Origin of the sequence: Peribacillus sp. NJ11, assembly GCF_030348405.1 — a bacterium.
Taxonomy (GTDB): Bacteria; Bacillota; Bacilli; order Bacillales; family DSM-1321; genus Peribacillus.
This window is the reverse complement of the sequence record NZ_JAUCFO010000001.1, coordinates 4,481,939-4,502,182: the sequence shown is the minus strand read 5'-3', so window position 1 is coordinate 4,502,182 and position 20,244 is coordinate 4,481,939. Positions and strand designations below refer to the sequence as shown.

Genomic DNA, 20,244 nt, shown 5'->3' with positions numbered 1-20,244 from the left:
AAAAGGATTTGTTAATAAAAGGAGTTTCATTACAATTCTATTAATTTCACATAATTCTATTAACAAATCCTTTTATGATATTTGCTCTTAATCCATAAAAATTCAAACTATGAAATAGGAGGTCGAGCATATTTTGAAATATATTAAACTCTTACTCTTAATCCCTTTTATAGGGTTTGTAGGATTCTTGCCATTTGCAAATAAAATTGAGCCTTACGTGTTAGGAATGCCTTTTCTTTTATTTTGGATTGTATTTTGGATGGTACTTTCCTCGATTATTTTAACCATTGTTTATAAGCTTGATCCTGATAATCAAGGGAGTGAGACAGAATGAATATATCATTATTTATTATTTTCATTTTCTTAATCCTAGCTCTTTATATAGGGATAGCAGCAAAAAGAGGAAAAGAAATGAATTTGCAGCAATTTTCAGTTGGTGGCAGAGGTTTTGGAACCTTGTTCTTATTTCTATTAATAGCTGGAGAGGTTTATACGACTTTTACTTTTCTAGGCGCAAGTGGTTGGGCGTATTCCAAAGGTGCCGCTGCATATTATGTGCCAACGTATATATTTCTAGCATATATCATATCTTATTGGATTGCACCCAAAATTTGGAGATACGGTAAAGAACATGGAATTCTTTCACAACCTGACTATTTTGCATCTAAATACGATAGTCGTGCAATGGGGATTATAGTAGCTATTGTGGGAAGTTTATCGATTGTACCATATATTTGTATACAAATGAAAGGGTTAGGGATCATTGTTTCAGAAGCTTCTTACGGAGCTATTTCACCTGTAGTTGCAAGTGTTATAGGTGCAATAGTTATTACAACATATGTAATATTCTCTGGTATTCATGGCTCAGCTTGGACAGCTGTGCTTAAGGATATTATGATTTTGGGTGTAGTTATTTTTTTAGGTATATACATCCCTATCCACTATTTTGGCGGAATTCAGCAAATGTTTAAGTCTGTTCAGGATGTTAAACCTGAATTGTTAACGTTAGCCAATCAGGGACTAAGTATACCGTGGTTTATCTCTACTATTCTTTTAAATGCAATATCTTTTTATTTATTACCGACTTCTTTCTCAGTGGTTTTCTCAGCAAATGGTGAAAAATCACTTCGCAAAAATGCAATTACCCTACCTTTATACACTATATTATTACTGTTTGTTTTTTTTATTGGCTTTTCAGCTATCGTAAAAATCCCTGGTTTACAAGGAGCTGATGGAGATCTTTCTCTTTTAAGATTATCTATTCAAACATTTGATCCTTGGGTCATTGGAATAGTTGGAGCAGCTGGTTTACTAACGGCTTTAGTACCAGCATCTGTTATGTTATTGTCTGCATCTGTTGGCTTAACAAAAGGGGTTTACAATGTTATTTTTCCAAAAGCTACCGAAAAACAACAATTAGTAGCCTCAAAAATATTCATCATTATCCTTTCTTTGACTGCTTTAATTTTCACCGTATCTGGCGGGGCAGCACTTGCACTGTTAAACATCATGTCATACAGTCTTATCGCACAATTGGCACCTGCATTATTCCTTAGCTTTTCCCCTAAAAATTATATTAATAAATATGGCGCAATGACAGGAATTATTACAGGAGTGCTCATTGTATTGTATGCTACGATTTTTAATATAAAAATCGCAACCTTTTTTCCAACAGTCCCACACACTATTAACGACATTAGTACAGGAGCAATAGCATTATTTATAAATATTGTAATAACCATTATTGTAAGTTTAGCTTCAAAAAATATACCGATTAAAAAGGGGTCCCACCAACAAAACGCAGAAAGTATACGTTATTAAGATCAAAAATTAAAAAACTTTTAAAAATGAAGGGCGGTACATATTGAACATGACTAATATGTACCGCCCTTTATCGGCATATCCGGAGATCCAAAAGGATGTAAGTCATTAGGGCTTTTACTGACCAAAATTACCGAAGTGTTGATAAAGGAACAAATGATAAAAAGCGTTAGCAATTCCTCAGATGAATTGCGTTCTTCTATTGTTTGCATGCTCATTTTTGAAAATGAAAAAGGGGATGCCTTCATGAATGAATACTTGCAGCAACTTTCATATGAATTAGAAGACAGAGCATTTGTGCTATTATTCATTTTCAAGTTTTTCTATTTTACAAAAAGAGCATTGTTCCATACTATTTTCCTCTCTTACTTCGTTATAATAGTCTACTGTGTTTCTTATTTACCATTTAAAATTTTACATTAAATGTACTTTTTGTGATAAAAAATGAGTTTTAAATTTAATATGGTCAACGGATTAACATTCAAATTAACAACAGTTTTATACTAAGTCTGCTGTCTATCCGACTGTTGCCAATTTGTTTTGTAATTAAGGTGTCGTTTTGACTCCCAAAGCTGAATAAACATTGATATACCAACAAAAATAAAGCAACAAATTTATATATTAAATCCGTGCTAATACTTATGCGAATTCTCTTTTTGTACTCGAAAACTGAACCGTTAAACACAAGCGGTCTCTTTTATTTGTACAAAATCAATATTAATGATTTACAATGCTTAAACAACAATAAATAGTATAAGTTAAAAGGGGACCATCATAATAGGTCCCCTTAGATAATAAATTAAGGCAAAAACGTTTTATATTGTTCCATTAAATCACCTGCATATAAGCTTGTTATCATTAAGAAAATGGCAAGCCCAATGTATAATGAAAACCAGATGACTTTTGTTTTGAGACTCGATGAGTAATAGGATTTCTCTTTATTCCTAATTTCAGTTTGTTCTTGCACTTCTTTAAAGAGCGTTGCTACTATTCGTTCATGCGTGCCTATATTTTCAAAATCGGTCGGTCCGTACTGGTATTCATTCGAATTAGCAGCATCCATTAAGGATCTATAAATATTTAATTTTACCTCGGTCAGCTGTTTTTCTTTTAGCTTATTATCATCAAATAGCGGGATATGCCAATTCTTCATGTTGTTAAACTTTTCATGTAGTTGGCTTAATTCCATATTCCAAATATTAACCAGGCGAATTTTTTCTTCATCTGTTGCACCTGCATATTGTTCTAGTTGCCTTAAACCAAATTGATTCAATTCAATGATGTTGTCTCTTTGATTTCTGGTTGTCTCGCTACGGAATTCTTTCCACCACTTAGAAATACCCAATAATAAGAAAAGAATTAAAAATGGATTTGGATGGAGAAACAAATATACAACCATTCCGATAATCCCTAATATCCAAAGCTTTGTGGAGATGACTCCCACTATACGTCCACCATCAAGAGGATGCACAGGCATTAGATTAAATAGGTTAATCATGGCTCCAAGTGTAATAACTAAAAGCCAAAATGGATTTTCCGTCATCATAAATAGGGGAATGGCTGGTAGAAAAGCTAATGTACCTAATAAAGGACCTCCGAAGGCAAGATAAGCTTCTTGATTTGCGTTCTTTGGTTCTTCTTTGAGGGAAATTAAAGCTCCAACAAACGGTATGAAAATAGCATTAGATGTTTTGATTCCTTTTCTCTTAGCAGCAAGTAAATGACCCATTTCATGGATGTAAATTAAATAGATAAGAGCTACAGCGAATTTCCAACCGTAAACCAGGGCATAGGCTCCTAATGAGATAAAAATAGAAATCAACGAACCTACTTTTGCTATTTTTAATAATGCAAACAACCATTTCATTTTCCCAAGAAAAAATAAACCGATTGCCCCAAGACTTAACCAACCTTTATTCGATTTAGTTTGTTTCAAATATGTACCTCCTAGAGATAATGGGAATTCAGATAATCCTAGTTATTCAACTAAGTATTTCTATCTGATGTCCTGATTGATTTTACTTCAACTTGCTAATATCCTTATTATATCGTAATCGTTGAAATTCTTGCGTAACTTACCATCATTGAAAACAACCCCTTTTTTTCGTAATGTAGCACTTGCAGCGGTGTACGAATATTCATCAGGATGATTTATTAATCAAAAATTATTTCCCGAGCACCCCATGTGTTGCCACATACACTCTGGACATGTAGAAGTCGTGACGGATTTGGAATTGAAGCTGTCTAATTAAAAAACGCTCTTGTTAGTTTAAATAAACATTTGCCAGTCCGACCCTGATTTCGTTAAAAAATACTTTTGCGATTTCGGGGTCTTTATCCTGTTAACCCCTTGTCAATCCAGTGTTCTTCCAATTTTATTTTCAGTCTTTTTAGCAAACCTTTATTTTAACTCGAACAGTGGAATGCTGGTTGATGGGGTGGATTTCAGCAGGAGATATTTTGGTTGTGGTACAGAGTTTGTGAAGTTATAATAAATATTTCCGATACAAACCCCGATTTCGTGAAAATAAACATTTTTGAGCAGTTTGATAAAAAGTGTTTAAGCATGGTATAAGTGTAAAAGAAGCAGGTACATTTTGCTTTTTTAATTTTGGGATAAGGGGTTGGCCTGGTATCCCATTTTGAGAGGATTTGAATTTGAATATGATAGATAATTTTTGGCGTGATTTACCACGACCTTTTTTTATACTGGCACCAATGGAAGAAGTGACGGATGTTGTTTTTCGCCATGTAGTGAGTGAAGCAGCCAGACCTGATGTGTTTTTTACAGAGTTTACAAACACGGAGAGTTATTGTCACCCAGAGGGCATCCATAGTGTGCGTGGGCGTTTGACTTTTACAGAGGATGAACAACCAATTGTAGCCCATATATGGGGGGATAAGCCTGAATACTTTCGGCAAATGAGTATTGGTATGGCGAAACTAGGCTATCGGGGTGTGGATATCAATATGGGCTGTCCTGTACCTAATGTGGCACAGAATGGGAAGGGAAGTGGCCTTATCCGTCGTCCAGAAGTTGCGGCAGAAATAATACAAGCAGCAAAAGCAGGAGGATTGCCCGTAAGTGTAAAGACAAGGATTGGTTACACGGATGTAGACGAATGGCACGACTGGCTAACACACATATTGAAACAAGACATTGTTAATCTTTCCATTCATCTGCGTACAAGAAAGGAAATGAGCAAAGTAGATGCTCATTGGGAACTAATCCCGGAGATTAAGAAACTTCGTGACCAGGTGGCACCAGATACACTCTTGACGATCAATGGGGATATACCTGACCGTCAAACTGGCTTAAAACTCGCTCATCAATACGGTATTGATGGGATTATGATTGGGCGTGGTGTTTTCAATAATCCATTTGCCTTTGAAAAGCAGCCGAAAGATCATAGTAGTAAGGAATTGCTTGATCTCTTAAGGTTGCATCTGGATCTCCATGATAAATATTCAAAATTAGGGCTACGTCCGTTCAAGGCTCTTCATCGCTTTTTTAAGATATATGTCCGTGGGTTTCGAGGGGCAAGTGAATTAAGAAATCAATTAATGAGCACAGAGTCAACAGATGAAGTGCGTGCATTGCTCGATAACTTTGGGTCAAAGAATCTTGATGGAATGGGTGAACAGTAGAAGTGTCCCAATTCAAGGTAAAAGCGAAGTAGGAGGTTAAACTGGTGTGACCCCAAAAAGTTAGAGTTTATACAAAGCAGTTAATTGGCTGGTGTGAAGGCGGTATTGAACCGGACTCTTTCCCGCCAATTTTTGCTTTATATGTTTGTTATTATAGTGATCTAAATTAGGTTGGACTGTAATTGACAACATAAGGGGTGTTGGTGATTTTACAAAAAAACTAACGGAACCAGTATCACCTGATTCTGTTAGCAATATTTCATTTAAGACGCCATTTTAGCTGTGTTTTTAACTTGTAGGCTGATAATTTATCTAAAATATTGAAGAAAATAATGGTCTTCCCCATTTACGTACTTTTAATTTGAAATTCATATAATTCAAGATTGCAATGTTTATTTATACAAATAAATTCTCTTAATTCCATTGTTCTAGAAATTCTGTACCATTTCTGTGCAATCCTTATCAATAATTATCAATTGAGAGGAAAGGTAGGGTTTTTTATTTTTACTACACCTCCACTTGCGTTGCAAAAGTACAAATTGACAGGGAAGGGGTCGTGGGTTCGTATCCCTCACAGGTACTATAACTGAGCCTTGGTACCCCTGATGGTATCAAGGTTTTTTCGTTGTAATAGGATATTTAGTTTGAAGTAATACAGGTGAATTGGTGGCGAAAATCTTAAATTAAAAAAAAGAGGTAGTTGTACTAAGATTCCCAATATTACTTTACTCACATTTTTTCTATTTTATATTTTAATTTTAAACGAGTTATCAAAGTGTTCTGCTGCTTTTTTATCAGTACATTCTAGTCATGAAATCGACTTTTGCAAAGTTTTTTGGACTATCCATATAATTAATAGTTGCCCTTCTGATTAGAGAAGGGCATTTATTTTATTTTTAAGGCTATTTTCGTAAACTTTGTTGTTTTTGATTATGAATATTTCGCCAAATAAGAACAATTGTTCTGTATTAAAAATAAGTAAATTAAATATGGAGGTGTAATTTATGAGTTTTGATACAGTCATTACAGAAAACCATCGTTGTAGTCAAAATGTAAGAGCATTCTTTAAGACAGTTATCCGGAAATTTCATTTTTCCACCTATATTCAAAACTATTTTAAAAACAACGTTGGAAAAACGTATCGTGATGTTGTAGACGCTTGGTATGAAGAAGAAGAGCGAAAGAAAGACCCCTCGTACAATAAAAACATTGCACCTCAATTTGAATACAATCAATTCATTAGTGACTTTTTTGCTGACCCGATAAATCAAGGGAAAAGTCGTGAAGAATCGATTGAAGCCTGGAATGAAATCAAGAAACTTCCTGGAAGCAATAAATATACTCCTTTTAATTAGTTAAGCACATCTCAACATTTCTACTGTTGTGTGATTTGACTTTCGGCAGGCAGAAATAAGCATTTGTTTGACACGTTCATCAAAGGCTATTTTTATCTAGTTTGCAATAGTGTGTATCTCATATATTTACAAACTATTAATAAGCTTTAATAATCTGCATCGGTCTTTTTATGACAAAATCCTTAGTTTTTTCTCCAATTTGGACTCATACCACCTATTTCATGTGAAAATTTGGTTGTAACCATCCTCTTTATTCGTATAAACCGTGACTTTTGGTTTATTTTTCATGCGAAGGAATAAAATCACATGGGATTAACAGAGCATTTAAAAAGGTCTGTTAATTTTGAGGGTAGAGTTTGCTATTAGGAATATAGCATTCCTCAAAAAAAATTTGGAGGTAATGTTGATGATATCTAGCAATAGCGGTTTAAACAGACGTAATTTCTTAAAAGTCGGTGGAATGAGTACTTTAGCATTAACACTTGGTTCAACGGGGCTATTTTCTCTTGCGGGAACTACAAAAGGATTTGCAGCGAAATCTAGCAATCCAACAAGCGGATTTGGTGGATATGGCCCACTAGTAAAGGATCCAAATGGAGTTCTTGATCTACCAAGGGGATTTCATTACAAAATGCTTTCACGAACTGGTGATATCATGCCTAATGGTGACCTTGTCCCTTCTGCTCACGATGGAATGGCTGCCTATAAAGGAGAGAAGGGTACAACCATTCTTGTAAGAAACCATGAAAATGGAACAAATTCAGATTACCCTGTAAACGGAAAAAAACCTTGGAGCGCTGGTGCTGCCGGCGGCACAACCACATTAATCGTTGGACAAAATAACAATGTCATTGATCAGTATGTATCAAGTTCAGGGACAATCCGTAACTGTGCGGGTGGAGCTACGACTTGGGGTACTTGGTTAACAATGGAAGAAACTCGTGATATGGGACATGGCTTTGTATTTGAAGTAAATCCGCTTGATCCTGAAAACGAAATGTCAAGAACACCGATCCGTGATATGGGTTATTTCTCCCATGAAGCTGGGCATGTTGACCCTTCAACAGGAATTTGGTATTTAACGGAAGACGCAAGTCCAAGCTTCTTGTACCGTTTTACACCACATGACCGAAGCCAAAAGCTAGGTTCCCTTCAAAAGGGCGGTACCCTTGAAGCAGCAGCGATTGATGAATTACCAGCTGCAGCTGCAAGTCAATTTAGTACTAGACAAAAATTCGGGATCGTTTGGAAAAAATTAAATCCTGAAATCGCACAGCAAGATGCTAAGGATAAAGGCTGTATTCAGTTTAGCCGCTTAGAAGGGGCTTATTTTTCTGAAGGTACTTTATGGTTTGATGATACAAGTGCAGGTTCAGCACGCCTTGGCCGTGTTTATCGCTACACGCCAGCGACAAATACCTTAGAACTATTCTATGAGTCTACTGATAAAAATGATTTAGAAGCACCAGATAACATTACAATCACACCTTGGGGAGATCTTTGGATCGCCGAAGATGGTGGCGGTAATGACCGTATTGTCGGATTAACTCCTGACGGAAAAATTTATACTTTCGCTGAAAATATGATGAATGGTTCTGAATTTGCTGGCCCTACATTTTCTCCAGATGGAAATACTTTCTTTGTAAATATGCAAACACCAGGTATCACCTTTGCGATTTGGGGACCATTTGCACGCAGAAATTCTACCCGTAGACGAGCTATGAACCAGGCTCTACCGCCAGCTAGTCTTGCTCCTGTTGTTTCGGATAAACTTACTGCATTCGCAGAAGAACAAGGCATGTCTTTATTAGAAGCAGCAGCTTTAGAACGTCATGGTATGCCAATTTTATAAGTAATGATCGCATTTTTTAAGTACTAACAAACCATCATTGTATAGGAGGTGAGACGTTTGTTATCTAGCATTGGCATTCCTGGATTAATTCTCATTCTAGTCATTGCGTTAATCATTTTTGGTCCTTCTAAATTACCGGAAATTGGAAGGTCTTTTGGAAACACTTTAAAAGAATTTAAAAAAGCAACAAATGATTTGATCAGCAATGACAAAGAGGAAAGAACTAACTCTGAAGAAAAAAATAAACTAGTAGCGCTTGAAAAATCCGAAAAGACTGGAAACTAAATAACTTGTTTTACAATTTAATAGCGTAATTGCTTGGAGGAAATAGTATGAATAAAATGAAAAATAATTTATTGACGGGCTGCTTTTCGCTGGCGATGGCTGCCGCTTTCGTCGGAATGCCCGTTACGGCAGATGCGGAGGAAAAGCTCAAGGAGGGAGAGAAGTTTGAACTCACCATTCTCCAGACGAATGACTTTCATGGTCATTTGGATGACATCGTCACGCTGGATGATGGAACCGTTCATCACAATTCTATTGCGAAATATGCCACCATCATTGAAAATGTGCGCAATGAAGAGGAGAATGTTCTTCTCGTCGATGGCGGGGATGTCTTCCTGCGCGGCGAGTTTCAGGCGGGTCAAGGTGAGTTGGAGACGTCTCTTTTGAAAACTTTGAACTATGATGCGATGGCTCTCGGAAACAACGATTTCCGCGTTTACCCTGCCGGAGAGGGCACACCGGACAGCCGTTATGAACAGTTAAAGGATTACCACCGCAACGTGAATTTCCCCATCCTTACTGGTAATGTCATTGACAGGGAAACAGGAAAGTACATACAGAATGTCAAGCCTTGGAAGAGTTATACCTTCACTGGCGTTAAAGTCGGCATGATCGGCCTTACTTCGATGAAGCCGGAAATTCGCGGTTGGGATGATGTAGCAGATCTCGATTTCATCGAACCGGTTGAAGCGTTGAATGCGTTGCTTCCTGAAGTGAATGAAAAGTCGGACATTAACATTGTCCTTTCGCATGCCGGAAACCCTGAAGACCATAAGTTGGCTCAGGTTCCCGGAGTTTCGGCGGTAATCGGCGCAGATACACACAAGGTCATCAAAACTCCCGAATACGAATTCAACGGAGAGGTGATGGTGCCAATTACTCAAGCCGGCGGAGAACAAGAACATTATTTGGGCCGCCTGGATTTGGCTTTTGAAGTCGTTGACGGCAAAATGACGTTGGTCGAATCCGATGGATTCCTCTACGACGTCACAAATGTTCCGGCAGATCCGGAGATACAAGCGATTATAGACGATTATCGTGCAGAGTTGAATGCGCAATAATCCAAATAAAGTCTTCATAATTGAGGTATGGACAAAGCGAGGTTATTCGCTTTGTCGTTTCTTAGTTATGGAATGCAAGGGGGGGGGCCAGAAAGTCAGTGAAAACTAACTGACTGGCGGCCTTTTTATTTTTGATCATTTCACTCACTTTCCACGGTCGAGCGTCGAGCTTAGTGTAGATTTTATCTGTGTCCTTTAGCTTAATTCCGCTACTTAATTAAAAAGGTTCGTTAGTTTTTTTATGCCATGGAGATTGTGAAGGATTTTACTTAAATTACCATGAAAATAAACTTCTTTAACTGATAAAAAAGACAATACCAAAGAAGACCCATTCCATTCCGTAAATAATGGAACAAATAAAAATCCCCTTAACTAATGAATCACTATAGGCTTTTATTCATCTACAAAAGTTCCTAAATAATCGGAGTGAAAAATAATTTATTCCTTTTCGATTTGTGTAGACGGTGCAGTCTTTTTTATTTGCTGAAAATCGATTGAAATAGTACTAATGAGTTCATTCATATAGAGATAACCTGATTTTAAACAATTCTCGATATCCATAAACAACCAATTATATTTTGCCCGCTGATGGTCATAATAAATAAAGAAGAAGGGGCTAGTGATTACGTATGATTCACATCATATAGTAAATGAGGTGTCGGTTAAAGACGTTTAACTTAACTACTGGAAGCTTCATTAAAAAATCGATTCGAGCAAGGAGATGGTTCTCTTGCACGTAAAAGCAGAAAACTCATTCAATAATTGTCATTTATGCTTTGAAAGTTGATAATACTTTTAAGATATAGGGGATGGTTGCTTTGGATGGTAAACTCTAGTCAGATACCAGTATTTACTCTAATGTAGATGAGGTGTTTATCGCAGAGAATTTATGCTGATTCGAAATGAAGCAAACCCCTTTTTCAGACAGGGTGCAACTTTCCGTTGCATCCTGTTTTTATGTATTTTCTTTTCTTGTTATCACTAGGGTGAGCTCTTTTATGTTATAAAAAGAACACAATAAGGAAAAGCATATGTGTAACAAGATGATAAAAAAATAATACACTAATATCGGAGAAGGCATAAATCAAACAAGAAGGATGGGATCCTGATGGTTGATGAAAATAAACAAAAAAACAAACGGGAACAATGGAAAAAGCAATTTATGAATAATCTGAAGAAGGAAGCTGTCAAAAATATCATAGCAGGAATGGGAGACCTAGCAAGATTAGATGCTAAAGTCAATAATACTTACACTGTATACATCAAGGATGGAAGGATGATAAAGCAACCTACAAATGGGAAGCGTGTTGTCATTAATGGAAAAGTCCAAAATTAACAGAGAAGAGTTAGGAAAAACATTAAGGATTTCTTTATTAATTTAACTCAAGCTCATCTTCAATTAAAAGATTTCTACAATCCAATTTTTAATAAAGAAATAATGACAAGGAATCACTGCGATTTGGCAGGACCACCACAATTGTTATAGGGATGATTCCCATTCCTGAGCAGCATAAGCAAATAAGGAAGGTAAGGTCATCAAACTTGTAGCTATTTGGACATAGGGTATATAACAACAACATATAATATGATATAAAAAGAGGAGGGATATGCCCTCTTTTTTTAATTCATCCAAAAATCTGCGATTGAATTGAATGACATTGTGAGGAACTCTGTATTGGATATGTCTTTATGGAATAAATTTCTTCTTCAACAACTAGTTTGGTCGAATCGAAAATCTTTTCTTACTTTTTATCAAATACTCTTTTACACATTTGATTTCCATGACAAATGATTTTTTAAAGGATATTTACAGGATACATTCAACAATTCTTGTGGTTCCCCTGGTTATTCCAACAATTCGGATTCGTAAAACCTATTCAGGGGTATAACCAATTTCATATGAAACAAATCAGTCATTCATTTTTAATATCTTTTAAATGACCGGAACGAACGACTTTAGTTTTTAAATATTTTTCATTAAACTCGGAAATATCTCCCCACAACGGAACTCTGCCTGCAACATTGGCACCTGAGTTTTGAAGGGCTTCTAATTTTCTCGGATTGTTGGTGATAAGAGTCACTGGATTAGAGCGCAGGTTTTTTAACACTCGAATGGCGTCATCATAGTTACGTGCATCATCTACAAATCCAAGCTCCAAATTCGCTTCCACCGTATCCAAGCCTTTTTCTTGCAGAACATAAGCCATGGCTTTACTGAATAATCCGATGCCTCTTCCTTCGTGATTCGCTAAATAAAATAAAGCACCAGATCCATGAGTCGCAATCATTTTCATAGCCTGCTTTAATTGAAAGCCACAATCACAGCGTTTGCTGCCAAATATATCCCCAGTATGACAAATACTATGCATCCGGATAAGGGCATCGGAGGAACTTTGAAAATCTCCATACAGTAACACACTCGATTGCTGCATTTCCGCTAAGTTTGAAGAGGCTAAAGTTTCAATGATCTTTTCTATATTATAAGAGCCTTCATTACAAAAATGACCTGCCATATTCTCACATCTTAACCAGCAATACCATTGGAATGTAATTGTTTCGCCCTCTAAGTTAACGGGTAATTTGATAGGTCCGACTAAATAAATGGATGTTTCATCACTTTTAATAACGTTAATTTTATCCTCTAATATCAAAGCCACTTTTTCATTAATCATATAAACTTCCTCCTGTTGCTTCAAAATATTTAGTATACTGTTTGGCAAAATAATATTTTGGACAATTTATACTACGCTTAATAGTTCTTTTCATATTGTACCCAATCCATTCTTTGTGAATCTTTTTATAAATAGAAGAAAAATTTCCCAAATTTAACAACAGCGAAAGACAAGAGCAAAAATCCCTTTTTTGGTGTGAAAAACCCTATCTATATACTGTAAAACTTGAACAAAAACTCATACAACAACCTCAATGACGCAGAACTGCAGTTTGTACCCATTGTTTTATTCAAGGGGCTAGATAGTGAAATTTTTTTCTGGAACATGCATATAATCGAAGGTGAAAAGGAGTTATTTGGTCCTTGGTGATAGTTGAAATTGGAAAACCTTTCCGTTAACATGGGATAAGAATCATATATTAGGAGGTTATACATTGGCTTTACAAATCAATCAAGTTACGAAAAAGTTCGGGGATTTCACAGCTGTCAATCAGCTTGATTTAACTATTCCCGAGAAAGAAATGTTCGGTTTTTTAGGTGGGAATGGAGCGGGGAAAACGACCACGTTCCGGATGATTCTCGGCCTGCTTGACCCCACTGAAGGGGAAGTGGTCTGGGATGGTAAGAAAATAGATTATACGACCAGTTCATTGATTGGCTATCTTCCCGAGGAACGAGGGCTATATCCAAAACTGAAGGTGCGCGATCAAATTGTGTATTTGGCAAGATTAAGAGGGATGAACAAACGGGATGCCTTGAAAGAGTTGGAGTATTGGCTGGACCGATTTATGGTCCCCGAGTATATTGACAAGCGAGTTGAAGAGCTTTCAAAGGGAAATCAGCAAAAAATCCAGCTGATCGCCTCCATGATTCATAAACCTGAATTACTTATCCTTGACGAACCCTTCAGTGGGCTGGATCCGGTTAATGTGGAAATACTGAAGAAAGCGGTCATCGACTTAAAGGACGGAGGCACTACGATCGTTTTCTCGAGCCATCGCATGGAGCATGTTGAGGAGATGTGTGAGCATCTTTGCATCATGCATAAAGGTTCCCCTGTTGTAGCTGGTAAATTAAAAGAAATTAAGCGTTCTTTTGGTAAAAAAAATGTGTCAATTAAAGCTGATTTTGATTTATCTTTCTTGGATACTTATTCAGGTGTAACAAAAGTTAAGAACACGATGGAAGGGAAAATTCTTCAAGTCACTGGTGAAGATGTAGCTGAGAACATGATTCGTGATCTTGTTCCAAGGGGTTTCGTTCGGAAATTCGAATTGGAAGAACCATCGCTGACGGATATTTTCATTGAAAAAGTAGGTGCTGTCTATGAATAAATTTTGGATTGTCCTTTCCCATACATATCTATCAAAATTAAAAACGAAATCCTTCATCATTTCTACAATCATTATGATGGCATTGATTCTTGTCCTTACGAATATTTCGAAACTTATAGATTCATTCGATAGTGATGATCAGGAAAAGGTTGCCGTCATCGATCAGACTGAAGCTGGCTTATTTGCTTCATATAAAAATGCGGTAGCAGGTGTGAACGATGGAATCTCGATCATTTCCGCCCAGGATGAAAAGAAAGCGGAGGAAATGGTCAGCGCAGAAGAAATCGTTGGGTATCTGGTAATCGAAAAGGATGATGCCCCAGGCTTCAAGGGAACGTATAAAGCGAATCAAATTTCAGATTCTGCGGTTAGTAATGATTTGCTTTTAGCGCTTACCCAATTGAAGGGTCAAATAACTGCGAAGGAATTGAATTTGACAGAGCAGCAAATCGCTCAATTGAATACGCCACCAGCATTTGATACGATTGCGCTTCAGAAAAATGCAAAAACGGAAGAGGATCTCAATCAGGCACGCGGTCTCGTGTATGTGCTCCTATTTGTCATTTACTTCGGTGTGTTGATGTATGCAACGATGATTGCCATGGAAGTGGCAACTGAGAAAACATCCCGAGTCATGGAAATCCTGATTTCAAGTGTTCCGCCAGTCACACAGATGTTTGCCAAAATAATGGGTGTTGCTTTGCTTAGTCTTACTCAAATGATTTTATTTTTTGGAGTGGGTTATTTCTCGATTAAACAAAACTTGACAGGAATGGATGAAGGATTCTTCTCGTTTTTTGGTTTCGGCAGCACCGATATCTCAACGATCATTTATGCAATCATTTTCGCTTTGCTTGGTTATTTTCTGTACGCGACTCTTGCGGCATGCCTTGGGTCCGTTGTCAGCAAAATTGAAGATGTCCAGCAAATGATTTCACCGATGACCATGTTAGTTGTCATTGCCTTCATGATTGCGATGTTTGGACTGGGGAATCCGTCAGCGAGTTATATTACGATAACATCATTCATTCCATTTTTCACGCCTATGATCATGTTCTTGCGCGTAGGCATGCTTGATGTTCCATTCTGGGAAATCGCCATCAGCATTGCAGTGTTAATTCTAACCATTGTTTTACTTGGAATAATCGGAGCAAAAATCTATCGTGGCGGAGTCTTGATGTACGGCAGCTCAAAATCACTGAAAAGCATCAAGAATGCCCTGCAATTATCAAAGAAAAATTAAAATAAACCTGAATCCTTCATTTCCTGTTGGAGGTATTCAGGTTTTTTAATAAGATAATACCATTCAAATAAAAAATATTATGAGATTAATGAAAAAGGAACGAAAAGTAACATAGATATAAGGGAACACATGTAAAATGAATTCATTTATGCAACCATGATTAGGAGTGAATTATCATGAGTAATACAGTAACTTTGACGATAGCTTCAGAAGCGTTTCTCTTGCTATCTTTCATCATTATTATTTTATCAACCAGGAATCCGAAAATGAATGTTCTCTTTGTCATCCTGCTCATCATTGGAGGTGCACCGCTTCTATATTTAGCCATAGATCATGTGAAAAATGATTATATGGATGCAAATATCGGATTGGGCCTTGCCTTTATGTTTACCTGGATTTATAGCGTTGTAGCCTTTATCATTGCCATCATTCTTTTAGTGAAAAAGAAAAGGAATAATAATATTTCAAAAGAACAGTAAGTATCACATTTTGGAATCTTTAAATTAAATGAAAATAAAAACGCTGAGGAAACATGAACTATACCCCGGATAACGGACACACATAAAAAAGTGTCCCTTATCCGGGGTTTTTTCTGTTTCAATAGGTGTAAGCCCCGGTACAATACCGGGACCACCTATTAGCCGCATAGGCGCTTTGTTATACTGTCCGAAAAATGAGGCGTAGTTCACTTTACTGGGGCTGTGTTTTTTTACTTAGAAGTAGATGGAGAGATCATCGAAGTAGCCCTTCTGTTATCCTGAAGTTCCTTTTTAATATTATTAATACTTACATACAAATTAAAATCTTTAATTTTATTTAATTTTAATTTATGAGTATACTTAAAATGTAATAATAGTTTAAATATTCAAAATAGTAGGTATTCAATGCCTCCTATGTGAGAAAAGGGGTGGAATTCATTTAATGAGTTATAACTTAAACGAAAATCTAAAAAGAAGCGCAAGTAATTTCCCAGAAAGTATCGCTTATATCTATGGAGATAAAAGTGTTACTTATCAAGAACTAAATCAGAAGGTGGATCAATTGGCTGCTGGTCTGTATGTACAAGGAATCAGGAAGGGAGATGGAGTGGCTCTTATTTTAGGAAATAGCCCTGAATTTCTCATTGCGTACTACGGTATTTTACGGCTTGGTGCATTTGTTGTTCCGATCAATCCTTTTTATACCCAAGGGGAAATCAACTACTTATTAGACAATTGTCAAGCCAAAGCGGTCATTACTCATGTATCTGTAGAACCGATGTTATCAGAAGTAAAAAAGCAATTGGAAAATCTGAAGCTTGTGGTTTATACCGAAGCCGAGGATCAGGAGTCGACATGGGAGCATCTCATGGAAACAAGCACAAGCATTAATGCTTGTGGAAGCCCTTACATTGATGATGAAGATCTTGCAGTCATTCTATACACATCAGGAACAACCGGGAAACCAAAGGGTGCAATGTTAACGCATCGGAACTTGGCTTCAAATGCGGACTCCATTTCAAAATTACTAGAACTCGATGTTAAAGATCGTGTCGTAGCTGTTCTGCCAATGTTCCATGTATTCTGTATGACAATTTGTCTGAATGCGCCAATTGCTTGTGGGGCAACAGTCCTGATCCAGCCTAAATTCAGCCCTCATGACGTGGTCAGCACCATTCGAGAAAAAAAGGCAACCGTGTTTGCTGGAGTTCCTACGATGTACAGTTTTATCAATCAATTGCCTGAAGCGATTGCGGAGGATTGCCAATCTATTCGCATGTGTATCTCTGGAGGTGCCTCAATTTCGGCAGAGCTGCTGCATAAATTTGAAAACAAGTTTAATGTTTCTATCTTGGAAGGCTATGGGCTTTCGGAAACTGCTCCTCTTGTCGCTATTAATCCTTTAAAAGGAACTCGCAAGCCAGGTTCTATCGGCTTGAATATTCCAGCTGTCCAAAGCAAAGTTGTAGATGTGTTAGGAAAAGAATTGCCGAGAGGAGAAGTCGGAGAATTAGTTGTTCAAGGGCCAAATGTAATGAAGGGATATTTTGGGATGCCGGAAGCTACTTCAGCTGCTTTTAATGACGGGTGGTTTTACACTGGTGATCTCGCAACAATGGATGAAGAAGGATACATCTACATTGTTGACCGCAAGAAGGACATTATTATTGTTGGAGGCTACAATGTATATCCTCGTGAAGTGGAGGAAGTCCTGTATCAACATCCTGCTGTGGTAGAGGCGGCCGTAATCGGAGTTCCAGATGGGGAATACGGAGAAAGTGTTAAAGCTTTTGTCGTAGTTAAGGATGAGCAGATCACCATGAATGACATTATCCAATTCTGTCAGGATAAACTGGTGAAGTACAAGCTTCCTAAACGAGTAGAATTTTTTAAAGAGCTGCCAAAGAACTCAACAGGGAAGATTTTGCGCAGAGAGTTAAGAGAATTGACTGAAGTGAAGTGAAGTGAAGTAAGAAATGAACCAACTTATTAAAGGGGGATTAATTATGTCAACCATTTTAAAGGAAAAAGTTAAAGGGCAAGTAGCGTGGAAAGGCACTGATCTGGCTAAAGATGATTCATGGGTTTATTATTTGTCTGAAAAAACGATTGCCTCTCTTGAGAACGCTTTAGTTCATGTTAAACAAAAGGGTTTAAAAGCACCTGATTTTAACAAAGAGGATTTTCCGATTCCTGATATATATGAAGAAATCGTTTACTTTGTTGAAGAGCTGGAGAATGGGAGAGGGTTCCTATTAATTCGTGGATTACCTATTGAAAGGTATACAGATGAAGAAGCAAGCATCATTTACTGGGGTCTCGGACTTCACATGGGCATTCCGGTATCGCAAAACGCAAATGGTGACCTCTTAGGGCACGTCAAAGATCAAGGTTTTAGCCTAGAAAATTCTAATGTACGTGGTTACCAAACGAAACTGCATCTTCCATTTCATGCTGATGGATCTGATGTTGTTGGATTATTAAGCCTGCGAAAAGGGAAATCTGGAGGTCACAGCAGTATCATCAGTTCGATGACTGTTTACAATGAAATTCTGGAGAAGAACCCGGAATATCTAGGAGTTCTCTGTCGTCCATTTTCCTTTGATCGCCGTGGAGAGGAAGCGCCGGGAGAACCTCCAGTATTTACATCATCAATCTTTAATTATTATGATGGTAAACTGAGCTGTAGATATGTCCGTTTATTTATCGAATCAGCACAAGCAAAAACTGGCATCCAATTGTCAAAAGTGGAAATTGAAGCATTAGACTTACTGGATTCCCTCCTTCATGATGAGAATTTACATTATAACATGATGTTGGAGCCAGGGGATATGCAGTTCGTCAATAATTATACGATTCTTCACTCACGTACTCAATACGAAGACTATGAAGAGCCGGAACGCAAACGTCATCTTTTAAGATTGTGGCTCACGATGCCAAATGGTCGGGAAATTTCCCCGGAATTCGCGATGTTTATTGATGAGAATACGGGTAAACCAGGTCGCGGCGGTGTACCGCAACGTAAAACAACTTCAGGCGGTATTGTAGAAACCCTGAAGTGATTTTTTATAAAACGTTTAGTAAGAACGAGTTGGAACACCTTTTCAGAGTTCAGAAAAAGGTGTTCCTTATATAGGAAAACGTGGGGAGATTTACATGACAAGGACTCCAAAATATTCTTGGATTATCTTATTATTTCTAGTTCTTAGCGGGATGATCAACCAAGTGGATAAAATAATTATTGGATTGGTTTCCGTTCCTTTAATGAAAGAGTTACATTTAAGTCCATCTCAATGGGGAGTCGTAGGAAGTTCTTTCTTTTGGTTCTTTACCTTCTCCTCTATTATTCTTGGCGGCATGGCCGATTCAAAAAACACGAAAAAAATGTTAACTTGGATGTCATTGATTTGGTTGATAGTTCAATTTTTCACCCCTTTCGTTAGCAGTTTGTCTATGCTTTTGTTAACCAGAATGATTTTGGGAGCCGGTGAAGGTCCTGCCCCCGCTCTATCCACGGCAATCATGGGAAAATGGTTCCCGAAACATAGGCACGGCATCGGCTTTGGTGCGGTTCTATTAGGAACGACAGGGGGATCTGCGATCGCTTCACCATTATTAATCTCCTTGATTGATCATTATGGATGGAGATCTGCATTTATAGCGATGGGTATTCTGGGATTGATTGTGCTGGTTTTATGGATGATTTTTGGTAAAGAAAGTCCTCAAGAAATCGGCTGGCCGTCGATACAGCAAAAGGAGCAGCAATCATCCAGTCTCTCTAAAGTTTCTTGGAGTCAGTTTCTTCCGCATCTATTATCTAAAAATTTTATTCTGATCGTTTTGTGCGGGGGGGGTGCCTATTGGTTATTGTCCGTACAAGCGGTATGGCTACCAGCCTATTTTACCAAAATTCAACATTTTAATGGTCAAACATTAAAATTAGCCGTGTCTTTACCTTTTCTTTTTGCAGCCTTTTTCCAATTAGGATTTGCCATTCTATCAGATCGGCTCTATCGTAAAACCAGAGATATTCGCAAAGCACGAATAAATCTTGCCGGTTTAACGATGATGTTATCCGCTCTATGCTTATACCTAGCAAATGCCGCGAATTCCACGGCGATGTCCATATTGTTCTTCACCCTTGCTCCGGGTTTTGCGTATGTCATTCTTTCACTCGCACCCGCAATATTGATGGAGTTTTTTTCTCCCCAGAATATTGGAAAGGCACAAGGGACGTTCATTGCACTTGCGAGTACTACAAGTATTATTGCTCCACTCGTATTTGGCTATCTTATTCAAAATGCAGCGACTGAAGCTATCGGATACGGATACGCATTTCAAGCCTCTTCTTTAGGGATGCTCATTATCGGATTATTGTTTTGGATCGGTGTACGTCCCGCAAAGGAAAGCCACACAATAATTGAAACAGATGAGCAAGTGAGTATTAAAGAGATATAAATGTAGATTGAAAGATTCTTAGTAAGATTATATTAAT

At 37.4% G+C, this 20,244-nt stretch carries 15 protein-coding genes and 2 pseudogenes; 14 read left to right on the top strand and 3 right to left on the bottom strand.

All coding sequences use genetic code 11. The annotated features are described in order from the left end of the window. Positions 1-133 precede the first annotated feature (133 nt). Both QUF86_RS22010 and QUF86_RS22005 read left to right on the top strand, forming a co-directional pair. Positions 134-334 (top strand): DUF3311 domain-containing protein, encoded by a 201-nt coding sequence (locus tag QUF86_RS22010; RefSeq protein WP_053346183.1) that lies wholly within the window; start codon positions 134-136, stop codon positions 332-334. Beyond that, complete coding sequence (locus tag QUF86_RS22005) at positions 331-1,821, top strand: sodium:solute symporter family protein (protein WP_289335671.1); 1,491 nt, start codon at positions 331-333, stop codon at positions 1,819-1,821. The genes QUF86_RS22010 and QUF86_RS22005 overlap by 4 nt, the downstream gene beginning before the upstream one ends. 799 nt (positions 1,822-2,620) lie before the next feature. On the opposite strand, the gene QUF86_RS28955 is transcribed toward QUF86_RS22005, so the two are convergent. Further along, on the bottom strand, positions 2,621-3,094 hold the full coding sequence (locus QUF86_RS28955; protein WP_483313934.1) for a hypothetical protein: 474 nt from the start codon (positions 3,092-3,094) through the stop codon (positions 2,621-2,623). Between the two features lie 70 nt (positions 3,095-3,164). Continuing rightward, positions 3,165-3,688: pseudogene (locus QUF86_RS28950) on the bottom strand (site-2 protease family protein); the annotation flags it as partial. A gap of 797 nt (positions 3,689-4,485) precedes the next feature. Between QUF86_RS28950 and QUF86_RS21995 the strand changes: the two are divergent. The 6 genes and pseudogenes from QUF86_RS21995 (at position 4,486) to QUF86_RS21970 (ending at position 11,358) form a co-directional block, all read left to right on the top strand. Continuing rightward, positions 4,486-5,469 (top strand): tRNA dihydrouridine synthase, encoded by a 984-nt coding sequence (locus QUF86_RS21995; protein WP_289316796.1) that lies wholly within the window; start codon positions 4,486-4,488, stop codon positions 5,467-5,469. 1,004 nt (positions 5,470-6,473) lie between these two features. Further along, a pseudogene (locus QUF86_RS21990) lies at positions 6,474-6,824 on the top strand (DUF6434 domain-containing protein); the annotation flags it as partial. Between the two features lie 406 nt (positions 6,825-7,230). After that, positions 7,231-8,676: an alkaline phosphatase PhoX gene (locus QUF86_RS21985; RefSeq protein WP_289335668.1), complete on the top strand. Its 1,446-nt coding sequence runs from the start codon at positions 7,231-7,233 to the stop codon at positions 8,674-8,676. 57 nt (positions 8,677-8,733) lie between these two features. Next, positions 8,734-8,961, top strand: coding sequence for a twin-arginine translocase TatA/TatE family subunit (gene tatA / locus QUF86_RS21980; protein WP_289316794.1), 228 nt, complete (start codon positions 8,734-8,736; stop codon positions 8,959-8,961). A 47-nt stretch (positions 8,962-9,008) separates the two neighbouring features. Then, positions 9,009-10,022 carry a bifunctional metallophosphatase/5'-nucleotidase gene (locus QUF86_RS21975; protein WP_289335666.1) on the top strand — a complete coding sequence of 338 codons (1,014 nt, stop codon included), beginning with the start codon at positions 9,009-9,011 and terminating at the stop codon, positions 10,020-10,022. Between the two features lie 1,108 nt (positions 10,023-11,130). Then, the gene (locus QUF86_RS21970) at positions 11,131-11,358 is read left to right on the top strand and encodes a hypothetical protein (protein WP_289316792.1); all 228 of its coding nucleotides are present in this window, start codon (positions 11,131-11,133) and stop codon (positions 11,356-11,358) included. Between the two features lie 577 nt (positions 11,359-11,935). On the opposite strand, the gene QUF86_RS21965 is transcribed toward QUF86_RS21970, so the two are convergent. Further along, a complete protein-coding gene (locus tag QUF86_RS21965; RefSeq protein WP_289316791.1) occupies positions 11,936-12,694 on the bottom strand; it encodes a GTP cyclohydrolase II in 759 nt (252 codons plus the stop codon). 433 nt (positions 12,695-13,127) lie between these two features. Between QUF86_RS21965 and QUF86_RS21960 the strand changes: the two genes are divergently transcribed. The 6 genes from QUF86_RS21960 to QUF86_RS21935 all read left to right on the top strand — a co-directional run bounded on the left by QUF86_RS21960 (position 13,128) and on the right by QUF86_RS21935 (position 20,207). Next, positions 13,128-14,027: an ABC transporter ATP-binding protein gene (locus tag QUF86_RS21960; RefSeq protein ID WP_289335664.1), complete on the top strand. Its 900-nt coding sequence runs from the start codon at positions 13,128-13,130 to the stop codon at positions 14,025-14,027. Next, on the top strand, positions 14,020-15,270 hold the full coding sequence (locus tag QUF86_RS21955) for an ABC transporter permease (protein WP_289335662.1): 1,251 nt from the start codon (positions 14,020-14,022) through the stop codon (positions 15,268-15,270). Before QUF86_RS21960 ends, QUF86_RS21955 begins: the two co-directional genes overlap by 8 nt. 176 nt (positions 15,271-15,446) lie before the next feature. Further along, a complete protein-coding gene (locus QUF86_RS21950) occupies positions 15,447-15,749 on the top strand; it encodes a hypothetical protein (RefSeq protein ID WP_289316788.1) in 303 nt (100 codons plus the stop codon). Between the two features lie 442 nt (positions 15,750-16,191). Next, positions 16,192-17,712 (top strand): long-chain-fatty-acid--CoA ligase, encoded by a 1,521-nt coding sequence (locus QUF86_RS21945; RefSeq protein WP_289316787.1) that lies wholly within the window; start codon positions 16,192-16,194, stop codon positions 17,710-17,712. Between the two features lie 43 nt (positions 17,713-17,755). Continuing rightward, positions 17,756-18,811 (top strand): TauD/TfdA family dioxygenase, encoded by a 1,056-nt coding sequence (locus tag QUF86_RS21940; RefSeq protein ID WP_289335660.1) that lies wholly within the window; start codon positions 17,756-17,758, stop codon positions 18,809-18,811. A 94-nt stretch (positions 18,812-18,905) separates the two neighbouring features. Beyond that, a complete protein-coding gene (locus QUF86_RS21935) occupies positions 18,906-20,207 on the top strand; it encodes an MFS transporter (protein WP_289335658.1) in 1,302 nt (433 codons plus the stop codon). Positions 20,208-20,244: the final 37 nt, after the last annotated feature.